Source organism: Bacillus sp. ok061 (assembly GCF_900108285.1).
Taxonomy (GTDB): Bacteria; Bacillota; Bacilli; order Bacillales; family Bacillaceae_G; genus Bacillus_A; species Bacillus_A thuringiensis_S.
In genome coordinates, this window is record NZ_FNUW01000015.1 from 44,387 (window position 1) to 56,438 (window position 12,052).

Below are 12,052 nucleotides of genomic sequence, written 5' to 3' on the forward strand. Positions count from 1 at the left end.
AAACGGCAGGAGAAATCCTGTCGTTTTCAAATGGAGTGATAAAAGTGAATAAAAAACAATGGATAGGCTTATGTTTAACTGTTATTGGACTTACTATCTTTTCCTATTATTTTCTAGAATGGTATAGTGCTAGACAATCAGCAGAGTCGTTAACAACTAACGAGGCTAAACAATATGAGACCTCCACACCTTCTAAAGAAAATGAAACGCAAAAAATCAATCAAACAGAGATAGAGACAGAGACAAAGATTGACACTTCATTACAATCTGAAGAACCTGTACAAATTCCTGCTTCAAAGGTAAACCATCAGTTAGGAGATAAAGTAGCATATTTAATTATCCCTAAAATACAAAAGAAATACTCTGTATATTGGGGAGCTGATGATAAAGTACTAAAAAAGGGTGTAGGTATGTTTGTTAGTGACTTAACTACTACACCATCTGGAAATGGTCATACAGTTTTAAGTGGACATAGAGATACTGTTTTTACCGAGCTTGGTCAATTAAAGGAAAATGACCAACTTATCGTGGAATATGAAAATAAAACATATACATATGAAATTAAAAAGCATTGGATAACAGATTCAGAAGATCGAACAGTTATTGTAGAAAAAAGTGAGTCAACATTAACATTAACAACTTGTTATCCTTTTGACTATATAGGAGACGCTCCAGATCGGTACATAATTGAAGCATCTCTACTTTCCATTCATTGAGGATGGAAAGTCCAATACACATTAGTAAAATTAAAGTGTTTATCCAGTCGGAGAAAGGCACCTTAAGGGTGTCTTTTTTTATGTAAATAAGCTGCTCATACGGACAGCTTATTATGGTTTTTGGCTTAGCGTGATTTTTTCGGAAAGCTGGCGGCACCCCATCGCTATCAACCTAACAGAGCAGGTTGCTCCCAGAAGTTTTTTATACAGAATAACATCAAAAAATACGTCTTGAACAAGCGTTAAAAAAGAAAGCTGAAGGGCAAGTATATCCTTTTGGAGTCTTTTTAAGAGAAAATGATACAATGAAGATAATATTAGGAAATTATGGGGATGATTACGTTGCTTACTTTGATAAAATTTGTAGTTAGTTATGCTGCAAGTCTGTTTGCTTTTATTTTTGGATGGTTCTTAATTTCATATATTTTTAATCCTAGCTTTATTCACCCGGACGTTTTACATGGATTCATAAAAACTATCGTCACTTATGGTAGTATACCAGCTCTCATAGCTTGTTTACTTGGGGAAGTTTTATATAGGAAAATTAAACGATGTCGAGAGTTTCAATTTGGAATTCCTTTATTTATAGGACTAGCATTTATCTATACACTTATACCATTTCTTTTTCTTTTTACTTTTACTTTTTCACATTTCTTTGACTTCGTTGCACCTGTCATTATGGGGTCCTTAGCTTTTTATTTAGTGCGTAGAAAAATATAATTATAATAGATATGTCTGAATCACTAGTTTCAAAAATCCTTCACGCAATGATGATTGCATGAAGGATTTTGATGTTTTCTTATTTTTTTGTCTCGTTGATCCATGTAATAATGTCCTGAATGACGTACTCGGGAACATTAGCAGGGATTTCGTATTCACTAGGAAGACTTAATTCACCGCCACCTTCCATGAAGAAATGATTCAATTTCGGGTATTTTTTGAACTGAACATTTCCGCGGTTTGAAAGTCCTTCTTGCCATTTTGTATATTCATCTTTTACTGTTACTTGGTAATCGCGTGCTCCTTGCAGAATGAGTAAAGGCTCTTTTCGTAATTTTGCCTCTTCAACTGGACGCCACCTAGAAACATCATACATAAAATGAGGTGACCCAAAATTGTAGTCAGCTGGAGGACGGTCAGGATTGAAAGTAGGATCCTGAATAAAAGCAACCTGTCTTTTTAGTTCAGTGATTTCTTCCTTTGACGCCCCAAGGTATTCATACTGATCAATGGCAATGTCAGTCAAAGGGCGTGCAGGTGGTGCGAGTAAGATACTTCCTCGGACAAGTGAGGAAGGCGCTTTGCTCAGTATACGTGGCATTGTACCAGCTCCTAGGCTATGTCCAAGAATGAAAATATTATTTGGATCAATGCCTTCCTGCTGCGCTACTGATTTTGCTGCATATATGGCATCATCTGTAGTATCACGGTCTAATGTAACAGGTTCTGCACTCATCTTTAATGCATGTTCTAAGGTGCGCTTTTCATAGCGCAACACTGCAATTCCGTTGGATGAAAGGCCCACCGCAATGTCTCGTAAGATTTTTGTTCCCATATATGTGCTATCGCGATCATGGATGCCAGCACCATGAACAAGAACAACTACGGGCAGCTTTTCACCACGCTTATGTTTCGGAACTGTTAATGTCGCTGGTAACGGATAGGTAGAATTTCCAATGACGATTTCACGTTCTTGATAGGAGTCAGGTTGATCATAGCTAGGATGCGGGATGGTATAAGATTCCTCGGGTGGCCTTTCGCCAATTTCATCTACTTTCCCGCCAGGTGTGAATTTAAGGAGTAGCGGTATGGTAGTTCCTTCGGTAGCTGCTGGAATTTCCACCGTCTGATGGACCAAGTTTCGTTCTTTTATCACGGGGATTCCCATGCTTTTTATCCCGCTCCAGCCACTTTGTGTCCACCAGTTTTGTAATGTGGTTGCTGTAAACTTGGATTGAAAAGCAGCAGACGTCAACTGTAGTGCCTCTGCATACTTACCTTGCTGGAGATATTCAAAAAATAATGATGTACGCTCCGTTAAAGAGACTAGTTTCTTTTCAGCAGATTGTTCCTCATGTGTATCTGCGTGAATAGTTGTTGTAAGCGGGAAAGATGAAACGCCTAAAGAAAAGAGTAGGGTAAAGGTAAGTGCAGATCTTTCTATTTTCTTTTTTTTATTCATGTTTTAACCTCCAATATGTGATGGTAAAAAACAGGTATAGTAATTAGAATTTTAGTGCGAAAACTTCAAAATATTTGCAAGTAATCTCCAAAACTTGGACATACTAATATTATTATTCTAAAAAACGTAGATTTTTTCTCTTGTCACATGCATATTAATCCCAGAAATAATCTTCCTTCCTTCACTTTCTATTTTGATTATAGGAAACAAAGCTCTCGTTTTTCTTACTTGATACTTACAAATTCCTTAAGCAGGGGATATTTTAAAATCTTAGCTTGATGGATATGTGGTGGTACTCCTATGTTAAGAGATAGCTTAAGGACCAAGGATTATGTTGTTTTTATAAAGAGTTGATGTTATGTTTGTTTTGTAACATATGGTGTTTTATGTATGTAGGAGGATTTATTGAAGAAATTATTAATATTGTTTTTATTAGCTACATTTTGTCTACAGATTACAGGATGTTCTAATAATATGGGTGCACAAAGGGAGAAGTCTAAAGCTTCAACACCTGTGAAGTTTAAACGCATCAATAAAGGGTGGTACAAACATATGTAATAGTTTGTATCACCCTTTATTGATGTTAGAAGTCATAAGGAAAAGGTTGTAGATATTCTTCATAAAGAAAAGACACCTATATAAGAGTGTCCTTTCTAATAGTTTTTTAGCAGAAGCAACTGCATCCGATAATGATTAAGAGTACAACGAGTAAAGCAAATCCGCCAGCAAAACCACAGCCTTCTCCGCAATTACCACCATAGCCCATAATAGTTCCTCCTTTAGGTAAGAGGATAAAACTAAGGTTCATTCATGTATTTTAACAGGCTCGCTTTACCTTATGTTTTTAACAATGAATGGAGCAGGTTCTTTTTTATTTTATCGAAAGTAAACTTTTAGCCAGTAGTTTATTTTCATACTATTGATTCTTATAAGTATTTGGTGAAAAATCAAGGAGTTGCAAAAAAATACTATACCGAAATTTAGTTCGGTATAGTAACGTGCATATCAAAGATCCCACTTTGCTATATCCTCAAAAAGAGTCATAAAAATCTATGTTTTTTTAATTCAGTTGCAAACTACAAAACTTCTTTTTAAAGAAATGTATGTACATACAAATTATATTTTATTCCATAACTCCCTAACTTTTGTTCACGATAGTCTGATATTGAAAAAAATATAATATTTGGTACGACATCACTTTGTTTTTTTATAAAGTTTTGTAATTAAACTATAATATTGTATTTTTTTTGTATTATTGAAATTAGTAATAATAAAATGTATTATTGAAAAGCACAATTTATAATTCAAGTAATCAGGACTATGCGCCCATTATAATTTGAACATTCAGAAATTATAATATTGTCTAAAAATGAGGTGAGATTCATAGAAACAGTAAATATTAAATGGTATGGAATGTATAGTATAAATGATTTTTATAATAGGGAAGAAGCTTCTAAGAAGGGGATATTTGCAATCTCTAGAGTATGTGCTAAGAATGTAACATTGCTATATATAGGACAAACCAAAAGAAGTTTTATACAAAAGATAAGGGAACTTAATAAGGTGTGGCCTTTCGATGAGAGCGAATTAAAGATTACATTAGGAATAATAGAATTTCCTAGTGGTGAAATTTACTCTGAAAAGAAGGTAAAAGAGATAAAATCTCTTTTGATTTTACGACATACCCCATTAGAAAACGAAACATCTTTATTATACTATAGAGGGAAATTTAATTTAAAAATTATAAATAAGGGAAGAAGAGGTTTAATTGTTAAAAAGCTTTCTACAGGAGATCTAATGTGGACATAATTGGAATCACCTTTGAATAAAATTGAAGGTTTCTTAAGTGCGGAAGCTTATCAATTTTTAATGTATTAAACTATTTTGAATGACATATGTCAGATGCTTGAAAAAAATAAATTTTATTATGATCTGAGATCCTGTAGGAAAGTGTAGTTTATTTCTATTATTTAATAAAATATTAAGAAAATTATAGAGATAATACATAAAGAGTAGAGGAGAAAGTAAACGCGGAGGTTTGAAGAATGGGACAAGTAAGTAGATTTCAAGAAAAACAACAGAATCGTCGTCAAAAGGCAATTTTTAATATTGCATTTACTTTAATATTAGTGACAGTTGGTATAGTGACATACCAGTTATTTACTGCTTCTAATACATCAAAGAAAGCAATTGCTCAAGAAAAGAAAGCAACAAAGATAGAAGAGAAGAAAACTGAAGATAAAGAAACAGCAAAGATAGAAGAGAAGAAAACTGAAGATAAAGAGGTAGCAAAGATAGAAGAGAAGAAAACTGAAGATAAAGAAACAGCACAGCTAGAAGAGAAGAAAACTGAAGATAAAGAGGTAGCAAAGATAGAAGAGAAGAAAACTGAAGATAAAGAAGCAGCACAGCTAGAAGAGAAATCAAAAGCAGAAAAATCGGTAAAAACAAACGGAAATGAAAATAATGAGGAAGAAAAAGCGGCATCTCAAGAAAAGGGTTCTCAAACTAATCCTTCTTGGAAGCCAATTGGTACCGAGCAAGGAGCAAAACCTGAAATGAAATTTAAAGAAGGAACAGTAGATTGGAGTGAGATGAAAAAAGCAATTTCTTATGCTGTTGATGTTCCAGAGAGCCAATTGATTTTCGATTTTATTGGGAATAATGGTAATAATAAAGCCTACGGTAATGTACGAGATAAGCAAAATAATAAAAAATATAAGGTTAATATTGATTGGGTAGAAAATCAGGGGTGGAAACCAGCATCTGTTCAGGTGGTAAGATAAATAATAGAAATGTAATGATGTAAATAAGCTGTCCATATGGGCAGCTTATTATTTTTTTGCTTTATTTACCTCACTATTTTATCTATAACTTCTTTATATTTATGATAGTAATTAGTTTCAAATAAATATGGGGATAGTTGGACTGAACAAAATGTTCCTTGTAAGTAGTAAGCATCTTTTTCGATTTTAATTTATAATTATTTATAAAAAAGAAAAGACACCCTAAGGTGCCTTCCTTCGACTTGAACCATCTTAATTTTAATAATATATTGGACTCCCATCCAAATATTATTTTACCATGTTAAGTTGTTTTATTCATTGAGAAATATGTTTTAAATCTATATTTTTAAAAAATATATAGATTTGAACAATATGTATACGAGCCGCATATCAAAAAAAAGACACTCTCAAGAGTGCCTCTCCTTAGCAGCCGAATCCGCCGCCCCAACAGCTAGCGCCAACGATGATTAATAAGATGAAGAGCACAACAAGTAAGGCAAATCCGCCGCCGAAACCACAGCCTCCACCACAACTACCGCCATATCCCATATTAACTCCTCCTTCCATAAAGACCATTTATTAATGGATTTAATTTAATTTATGTTTTTAAGGATGAATGGAGCAGGTCCTTAAAAAATAAAAGGATTTTGGAAGTTAAAAAGAGTTGACGACCTTATTTTTGTCACCGGTATTTCGTCTTCTACATATTGTATTTTATTCTGTGTATTGGGGGAAGGAGGATCTTATGGCTAATTCTGAGATGATTTTACGTTTACTTACGGATTTAAAGATTGAACAACAATTGTTGAAAGAACAGTTAGAGAAAATGCAAACAGCTGTGACTATTCTTGAAGAAAAATCAGTGACGCTTAAAGAAAAACCAGCGACTCTTAAAGAAAAAACAATGACTCCTGAAGAAAAACCATCTGTTACAAAGCAAAGGGCTTTTTCTGGACGCCCAACATCTTTTCGTGATTGGAGAGCATCTAGTCAAAAAAATTAGGGAATGTTATGTGAAATGATAAGTAAAAAAGTACAGTCTGCTGTAGAAAAGACTGTACTTTTTTATGTCAGTAGAGAATGTTAAGGGAGACGTATTTATTTGGCCTATTCCACTTTTAATTGGAGTTCTTTATCTAACTTATCATTATTAATTTTTAAAGTTAATCCTTGCGTGTTTTTCGGTACATCAAATACAATGTTTCCTTCCGAATGTTCATCAGGGTTAACAATGCCAAATTTAAATGTAGAGGTATTTGCAGCTTTAAGTACGGATTGATGTTCATTAGAAATGTGATATTCTTTTCCGAATTCATCAATTAATTTAAAGTTGTTGATATCTAGTGTAATGGGTTCTTCTTTGCGATTATAAACTGCGATATCTAATACTTTAAAGACACCTTGTGCTTTAACTTCTCCAGTCCCTAGAACATCTAATGACTCGGCAGATCCCATTGACATGTATACATCAGAGGAATCTACATTGGTAGGAAGTTCTTTTTGCGGATTCTTGCGATTAAGTTCGTTATTCTCTGTTTTTTTTGAAGTCTTTTGCTCGTTTTTCGCAGATGTATCATGTGAACTGCAAGCTGATACTCCAAACAAGAATGTGCTACATAATAATGATGTTAATAACTTTTTGTTCATCGTTTGTTTCTTCCTTCCAAAATAGAAGCACTTTTAATGAGTGCTATATATATTTGTCTTTATATGTATTACATTTTATATCTTATTATATTGATTTTGGAAGGAAAAGGGAAAATGTTGTACATTTCTCTGATTCGAATTATTTATCTGTCTAAAAGTTGAAATTAAAATGAGCCCCATAAATGATAAACCATTCCACTAACAAAAAACACTAACCCTAAAAATAAAACAATTAAAGCAAGTACTCCATTTTTATTATGTTCCATAAAATTAGCTCCTTTTTCATTTACTTATATACAAAAGCCTCTAGTCGTAATTATGGCTAAAGGCTTTAATCTTCATACTTTGTACTTTATAAAAAAGTTGTACTTCTGTATTAATTTGGAATATGATTATTTAAAGAGAAGGTGATGAGTACATGCATGAAACAAAACAATTCCCGCTTATATCGGGAAATCTCTCATTAGATTTAGTAAATACAGAGTTAGTTAGGCGTGGACAACGTTATGATTTATTAATAACAGATGAAGATGTATTAGAATGGTTACATGTAATAAAGGTTAATCTTCCTTTTTTGAATGGAAAAACATTTATAGGGATTCAAGAGCGAATGAAGCTGGTTACATCTAGTATATTAGAAATAAGAAATATAATGAGAAAGCAGTTTGAGGCAATTGCTGATCAGCACGAAATTTCCAATGATTTTATTACGTATTTAGAAAAACAAATTGAGAAAGCACCGTTTACATATAAAATCATTGAACAGCAGCTAGTACCTATCCCGGTTGGAGAAATCGAGGATGTACTCACATCGTTAATTGCATTTGATGCTTTAACTTTAATAGTAGAAAATAAGCTTATTTTCCTTAAAAGGTGTTCAAACCCTGACTGTGTTTTATTATTTATAGATAAGAGTGGAAAACGAAAATGGTGTTCTATGAAAATATGTGGGAACCGGAAAAAGGTAGCAAAATTCCAGAATCGAAAATGTGAAGAAGTTTAGGGAATCAACTTATAACAGTTGATTCTTTTTTTGTATTCTTGAACTAACCCTTAAAATTAATGTTTACAGGTTAGTTATGTCAGGTTATAATTGTTGGTAAATAAAGGAGGAGAACGATGGATAATATAACAGCAACTAAGCAGAAAGATCCTCAACCAATAAGTGTACGATATTTTACGAAAATGAAAGGGAAAGGAAGAAGCCCATTACAAGTAAATGTAAAGGACTCTTTAACGGGACTACTAGGGGGATTTTTAACAATTCTTACCTTAACATATTTAACGAGCATAACCTCTACAGAATTATTAATGGCTCCATTTGGGGCGAGTTGTGTATTGGCGTTTGGAGTTTGGAATGCGCCATTATCTCAGCCGCGTAATATTATTGGAGGACATTTGATTTCAACTTTCATCGGTCTATCAATATATCATTTGTTTGGGAATGAATATTGGACAATTGCTTTAGCGGTGGGGATGGCAATAGCCGTTATGATGTTAACGAGAACGACGCACCCTCCAGCAGGCGCCGATCCGATTATCGTTATTTTAGGGGCAAATAGTTGGAGTTATTTAGTAACACCAGTTTTAATTGGCTCCGTTGTTATTGTAGTTATTGCTTTATTCATTAATAATATGAGTAGTAAAAGAAATTATCCAACTTTTTGGGTGTAGTTTGTGAAGTGAAAAATAATTTAAGTGAGTATTCTATTCTTACTATGTTTTCATTTCACATACATTTTAGTTTACAAAGAAAAGACACCCATATAAGAGTGTCTTTTCCAATAGTTTTTTAGCAGAAGCAAGAAGCTCCAACGATGATTAATAAAATAAACAATACAACTAATAGTGCAAATCCTCCAGCAAAACCGCAGCCTTCGCCGCAACTACCACCAAATCCCATAATAGTTCCTCCTTTAATAAGAGGGGAAAACAAAGGGTCACTCGTGTTTTTTAACGGATTCCATTTACTTTATGTTTTGAAGTATAAACATGAGCGGGTCCTTTTGAAAATAAAAAAGACACCTTGAGGTGCCTTTTGTCCAATGTCATTTCATTAATATTCGTTAGCATAAAACTCTTTTATTAATTTTATTTCATTTGTATCTGGATTAAACTTAAATATTTTAATTTGATTCGATTCATCTTTGTATGCAAATGTATTCTCACCAACTTGGGTCATATTGCTGGTGTTTAAAATAGGATCGCTACCGTGATCAGTAATTTCCACAGTTTTCTCCCGGTCCCAGAATGCAATGACAATAATCAAAATGATAAGACAAACCCGTATAAAACGTAATTCTCTTGCAACAGGATGTTCCATCTGTTAGTCTCCTTTATTGTTTGATAGATTCTGTTTATAAAAGAGATAATTCCTAGGGATAGAATATAAATAAAAAAGACACTTTAAAAAGTGTCTTTTTTATTTTAGTTATGCGCATTACTTAATAAGACGCTAGTTCCTCAGTCTGGCTATGAGTAACTATGTAGGGTAACTCTATTATAACATTTTAACCAGTAATGGGTCTATATGGAATTTGGTTGATTTTAATTTTGATGATTCATAACTATTTGTTAAGTATTTAGATGAAGGAACTAAGCTTGTTTTAGAAGAGTATTTAGATGAGCTTATACATTGGTCTTGCGGCAATACAACTGGAGAAAGGGGAGGTTGGTTTGCATTAATCGAGCGAGGGGCAAATCGTGGGCTTTGGGAAGAAGCTGATGTAGAAGATTATGAAGAGAGAAAGAAAGTTTTACATACATTAAAAGCACAGCTGATAAAGTGTAGAGTTATATTTCCCTTTACACGAACATAACGGTATAATATAGTTAAGTTAAGTAAACTTAACTATTAAGTGAAATGAAATAAAAGCATGGAGGATGCTATGACTAGAACGTATAAAGAAGTAATTAATGAAATGAATCGAGCCTATACGGAACTCTATATTTTACTATTTCAAGATTTAAAGGATGAGTTCGGTCTTACTGGGCAGCAAGAGAGCATGCTATTTCATATTAATTTAAATGAAAACACGACAGCAAATCACATTGCGACTACTTTTAATATATCAAAAAGTGCCGTTAGCCAAGTTTTATCGAAATTGGAGAAACAGAAGATGATTTCAAAACAAGTAAACCCTAATAATAAACGTGAGTATTTCCTTACACTTGGTCCAAACGGTAGTAAGTATATAGAGCGGTTGTCTGAGTTAGATGATGTATTAATTGAGAAATACTTTTCTAAAATCGATATAAATGCCCTAGAGCAAATGACCGATACATTAACGAAAATAAATAAAGTGATATTGGAAGAAAAGCAGAAGGATCTTGATTGTAATGAGTAAGAAGCAAGATGAAACAATTAGTAGAAAGGAGGGGAAGCGTGTTATGAGTTACATACCAAATATGATTACGATAGCAAATTTTGTGTGTGGACTTTTGGCTATTCACGCTGTTTTCGTTCACGATATGTATGGTGCAGTTATGTTCATTATTACAGGTATGGTCTTTGATCTGTTTGATGGCATGGTCGCTCGGAAATTGGATTCTGTTTCGGAAATAGGCGGAGAGTTAGATTCATTTGCGGATTTAGTTACTTTTGGGGTGGCACCGTCTATTCTTGCATATAGTGCCTCGTTAAAAGATTTGCAGTCTATCGGGATAATATGTGCGCTTGCTTATAGTATTTGCGGAATGCTTCGGCTTGCAAGATTTAACATACAGCAAAGCAAACTTCCGACATTTATCGGAATGCCGATTCCATTCGCGGCAATGTGTCTCCTTATTTTATGCTTTTTAAATAATCCAGTTTCCGTGGCGTTTGGTACATGCGTACTCGCTTATTTAATGGTGAGCAAAATCAAATTTCCCCATTTTAAAAAACATATAGCTGAAAGCTTGGATTGATGATACGGAACTACAATGAGAAAGATAAAGGAGAATAGCATGATTCGTACGGCATTAAGATCGTTCAACATACAAATGTATTGTTTGCTAGGCGTAATGTTATTGGGATGGTTGATGACGCCTTTTTCAGCCCAGTTTGTCGGGATAAGCATTGGCCTTTTGGTGAGTATGTACTGCGCCTGGATTTTAGGAAGGCGTATTGAAAAGTTTGGAGATAGTATTGTAAAAAAAGAAAAAGCACCGATGCTCGGAATGATAAATCGGTTCGCAGCCGCAATACTAGGTGCGATTATTATGTATGAAATAGAACACCATGAATTCATGTGGACATTTGCTGCTGGAATCATGGGGGGATATTTCTTGGTTATTATTAATTTGGGGTATTACAGTATGAGGGATGCGGAGGAGTAAAGAAAAGACACCCTAAGGTGCCTTCCTTCGACTTGAACCATTTTCATTTAATACGAATCTATCCGTATTACCCCTTTGTTATAAATGTAAACACACCCTATAAAACAGAATCATCTATATACACCAGATTGTTAGTTCATAAAATACAAGAAATTTGAGATTAGTATCGGAGTAACGCCACATCCCCTAAAATGATTGATATGTTACGCCTATCAAAAGAATCTGCTTTATAGAACGTGTCCACAGTTTATATTTTACTATATTTAATATTCATTAAGTGTATTTTTTGTTAATATGTATAATTACATAAAGTGGAAGGCGAAAGAGAGTATGCTTTCGTATTGTGTAATGAAGAAAAAACACTTTAAGGTGCCTTCTTTCGATTGGAATCATCTTAATTG

The 12,052-nt window shown here is 33.7% G+C and carries 17 protein-coding genes and 2 pseudogenes; 13 read left to right on the top strand and 6 right to left on the bottom strand.

The window, feature by feature from the left end; translation table 11 throughout:
* Positions 1–44 precede the first annotated feature (44 nt).
* From C4S65_RS19465 to C4S65_RS19470, 3 genes and pseudogenes are all read left to right on the top strand, one after another.
* Positions 45–716: a class D sortase gene (locus C4S65_RS19465; protein WP_001036099.1), complete on the top strand. Its 672-nt coding sequence runs from the start codon at positions 45–47 to the stop codon at positions 714–716.
* Between the two features lie 185 nt (positions 717–901).
* Positions 902–1,024, top strand: a pseudogene (locus C4S65_RS34915) (N-acetyltransferase); the annotation flags it as partial.
* A 25-nt stretch (positions 1,025–1,049) separates the two neighbouring features.
* Positions 1,050–1,436 carry a hypothetical protein gene (locus C4S65_RS19470; protein WP_000631587.1) on the top strand — a complete coding sequence of 129 codons (387 nt, stop codon included), beginning with the start codon at positions 1,050–1,052 and terminating at the stop codon, positions 1,434–1,436.
* Positions 1,437–1,515: 79 nt separating this feature from the next.
* Here C4S65_RS19470 and C4S65_RS19475 read toward each other — a convergent pair whose 3' ends face one another.
* Positions 1,516–2,898 carry an alpha/beta fold hydrolase gene (locus C4S65_RS19475; protein ID WP_098838268.1) on the bottom strand — a complete coding sequence of 461 codons (1,383 nt, stop codon included), beginning with the start codon at positions 2,896–2,898 and terminating at the stop codon, positions 1,516–1,518.
* Between the two features lie 405 nt (positions 2,899–3,303).
* On the opposite strand from C4S65_RS19475, the gene C4S65_RS34490 reads away from it, so the two are divergent.
* Positions 3,304–3,456 carry a hypothetical protein gene (locus tag C4S65_RS34490; protein ID WP_000734748.1) on the top strand — a complete coding sequence of 51 codons (153 nt, stop codon included), beginning with the start codon at positions 3,304–3,306 and terminating at the stop codon, positions 3,454–3,456.
* A 106-nt stretch (positions 3,457–3,562) separates the two neighbouring features.
* On the opposite strand, the gene yjcZ is transcribed toward C4S65_RS34490, so the two are convergent.
* On the bottom strand, positions 3,563–3,664 hold the full coding sequence (gene yjcZ / locus C4S65_RS19485) for a sporulation protein YjcZ (protein ID WP_086406488.1): 102 nt from the start codon (positions 3,662–3,664) through the stop codon (positions 3,563–3,565).
* A 608-nt stretch (positions 3,665–4,272) separates the two neighbouring features.
* On the opposite strand from yjcZ, the gene C4S65_RS19490 reads away from it, so the two are divergent.
* Positions 4,273–4,707: a hypothetical protein gene (locus C4S65_RS19490; RefSeq protein ID WP_042973216.1), complete on the top strand. Its 435-nt coding sequence runs from the start codon at positions 4,273–4,275 to the stop codon at positions 4,705–4,707.
* Positions 4,708–4,943: 236 nt separating this feature from the next.
* Entirely contained in the window at positions 4,944–5,684 is a 741-nt protein-coding gene (locus C4S65_RS19495; protein ID WP_061667535.1) for a YrrS family protein, read from the top strand.
* Positions 5,685–6,107: 423 nt separating this feature from the next.
* Here C4S65_RS19495 and C4S65_RS19500 read toward each other — a convergent pair whose 3' ends face one another.
* Positions 6,108–6,233: a YjcZ family sporulation protein gene (locus tag C4S65_RS19500; RefSeq protein WP_000540377.1), complete on the bottom strand. Its 126-nt coding sequence runs from the start codon at positions 6,231–6,233 to the stop codon at positions 6,108–6,110.
* Between the two features lie 196 nt (positions 6,234–6,429).
* On the opposite strand from C4S65_RS19500, the gene C4S65_RS19505 reads away from it, so the two are divergent.
* On the top strand, positions 6,430–6,687 hold the full coding sequence (locus tag C4S65_RS19505; RefSeq protein ID WP_000013694.1) for a hypothetical protein: 258 nt from the start codon (positions 6,430–6,432) through the stop codon (positions 6,685–6,687).
* Positions 6,688–6,791: 104 nt separating this feature from the next.
* Here C4S65_RS19505 and C4S65_RS19510 read toward each other — a convergent pair whose 3' ends face one another.
* A complete protein-coding gene (locus C4S65_RS19510; protein ID WP_086406489.1) occupies positions 6,792–7,331 on the bottom strand; it encodes a DUF4352 domain-containing protein in 540 nt (179 codons plus the stop codon).
* 418 nt (positions 7,332–7,749) lie between these two features.
* On the opposite strand from C4S65_RS19510, the gene C4S65_RS19515 reads away from it, so the two are divergent.
* Together C4S65_RS19515 and C4S65_RS19520 are read left to right on the top strand one after the other, a co-directional pair.
* Positions 7,750–8,334: a CGNR zinc finger domain-containing protein gene (locus tag C4S65_RS19515; protein WP_061667537.1), complete on the top strand. Its 585-nt coding sequence runs from the start codon at positions 7,750–7,752 to the stop codon at positions 8,332–8,334.
* A gap of 116 nt (positions 8,335–8,450) precedes the next feature.
* Entirely contained in the window at positions 8,451–9,005 is a 555-nt protein-coding gene (locus C4S65_RS19520) for an HPP family protein (RefSeq protein WP_086406490.1), read from the top strand.
* Between the two features lie 118 nt (positions 9,006–9,123).
* Here the strand turns inward: C4S65_RS19520 and C4S65_RS19525 are convergent, their stop codons facing one another.
* Both C4S65_RS19525 and C4S65_RS19530 read right to left on the bottom strand, forming a co-directional pair.
* Positions 9,124–9,234, bottom strand: coding sequence for a YjcZ family sporulation protein (locus tag C4S65_RS19525; RefSeq protein ID WP_000505669.1), 111 nt, complete (start codon positions 9,232–9,234; stop codon positions 9,124–9,126).
* A gap of 153 nt (positions 9,235–9,387) precedes the next feature.
* Positions 9,388–9,654 (bottom strand): YmzC family protein, encoded by a 267-nt coding sequence (locus C4S65_RS19530; RefSeq protein WP_000400965.1) that lies wholly within the window; start codon positions 9,652–9,654, stop codon positions 9,388–9,390.
* A 247-nt stretch (positions 9,655–9,901) separates the two neighbouring features.
* Between C4S65_RS19530 and C4S65_RS19535 the strand changes: the two are divergent.
* The 4 genes and pseudogenes from C4S65_RS19535 to C4S65_RS19550 all read left to right on the top strand — a co-directional run.
* Positions 9,902–10,150, top strand: a pseudogene (locus C4S65_RS19535) (hypothetical protein); the annotation flags it as partial.
* A gap of 69 nt (positions 10,151–10,219) precedes the next feature.
* Positions 10,220–10,678 (top strand): MarR family winged helix-turn-helix transcriptional regulator, encoded by a 459-nt coding sequence (locus C4S65_RS19540; RefSeq protein ID WP_000198953.1) that lies wholly within the window; start codon positions 10,220–10,222, stop codon positions 10,676–10,678.
* Positions 10,671–11,240, top strand: coding sequence for a CDP-diacylglycerol--serine O-phosphatidyltransferase (pssA, locus tag C4S65_RS19545; protein ID WP_140337805.1), 570 nt, complete (start codon positions 10,671–10,673; stop codon positions 11,238–11,240). Before C4S65_RS19540 ends, pssA begins: the two co-directional genes overlap by 8 nt.
* Before the next feature lie 39 nt (positions 11,241–11,279).
* Positions 11,280–11,651: an ATP synthase subunit I gene (locus tag C4S65_RS19550; protein WP_000621424.1), complete on the top strand. Its 372-nt coding sequence runs from the start codon at positions 11,280–11,282 to the stop codon at positions 11,649–11,651.
* Positions 11,652–12,052 lie beyond the last annotated feature (401 nt).

What these genes read in the sequence shown, in the direction of transcription:
- C4S65_RS19470 (WP_000631587.1), top strand. Translation starts at nt 1,050, where the DNA reads ATGATTACGTTGCTTACTTTGATAAAATTTGTAGTTAGTTATGCTGCA.
- C4S65_RS19475 (WP_098838268.1), bottom strand. Translation starts at nt 2,898, where the DNA reads ATGAATAAAAAAAAGAAAATAGAAAGATCTGCACTTACCTTTACCCTA.
- yjcZ (WP_086406488.1), bottom strand. Translation starts at nt 3,664, where the DNA reads ATGGGCTATGGTGGTAATTGCGGAGAAGGCTGTGGTTTTGCTGGCGGA.
- C4S65_RS19495 (WP_061667535.1), top strand. Translation starts at nt 4,944, where the DNA reads ATGGGACAAGTAAGTAGATTTCAAGAAAAACAACAGAATCGTCGTCAA.
- C4S65_RS19500 (WP_000540377.1), bottom strand. Translation starts at nt 6,233, where the DNA reads ATGGGATATGGCGGTAGTTGTGGTGGAGGCTGTGGTTTCGGCGGCGGA.
- C4S65_RS19505 (WP_000013694.1), top strand. Translation starts at nt 6,430, where the DNA reads ATGGCTAATTCTGAGATGATTTTACGTTTACTTACGGATTTAAAGATT.
- C4S65_RS19510 (WP_086406489.1), bottom strand. Translation starts at nt 7,331, where the DNA reads ATGAACAAAAAGTTATTAACATCATTATTATGTAGCACATTCTTGTTT.
- C4S65_RS19515 (WP_061667537.1), top strand. Translation starts at nt 7,750, where the DNA reads ATGCATGAAACAAAACAATTCCCGCTTATATCGGGAAATCTCTCATTA.
- C4S65_RS19520 (WP_086406490.1), top strand. Translation starts at nt 8,451, where the DNA reads ATGGATAATATAACAGCAACTAAGCAGAAAGATCCTCAACCAATAAGT.
- C4S65_RS19525 (WP_000505669.1), bottom strand. Translation starts at nt 9,234, where the DNA reads ATGGGATTTGGTGGTAGTTGCGGCGAAGGCTGCGGTTTTGCTGGAGGA.
- C4S65_RS19530 (WP_000400965.1), bottom strand. Translation starts at nt 9,654, where the DNA reads ATGGAACATCCTGTTGCAAGAGAATTACGTTTTATACGGGTTTGTCTT.
- C4S65_RS19540 (WP_000198953.1), top strand. Translation starts at nt 10,220, where the DNA reads ATGACTAGAACGTATAAAGAAGTAATTAATGAAATGAATCGAGCCTAT.
- pssA (WP_140337805.1), top strand. Translation starts at nt 10,671, where the DNA reads ATGAGTAAGAAGCAAGATGAAACAATTAGTAGAAAGGAGGGGAAGCGT.
- C4S65_RS19550 (WP_000621424.1), top strand. Translation starts at nt 11,280, where the DNA reads ATGATTCGTACGGCATTAAGATCGTTCAACATACAAATGTATTGTTTG.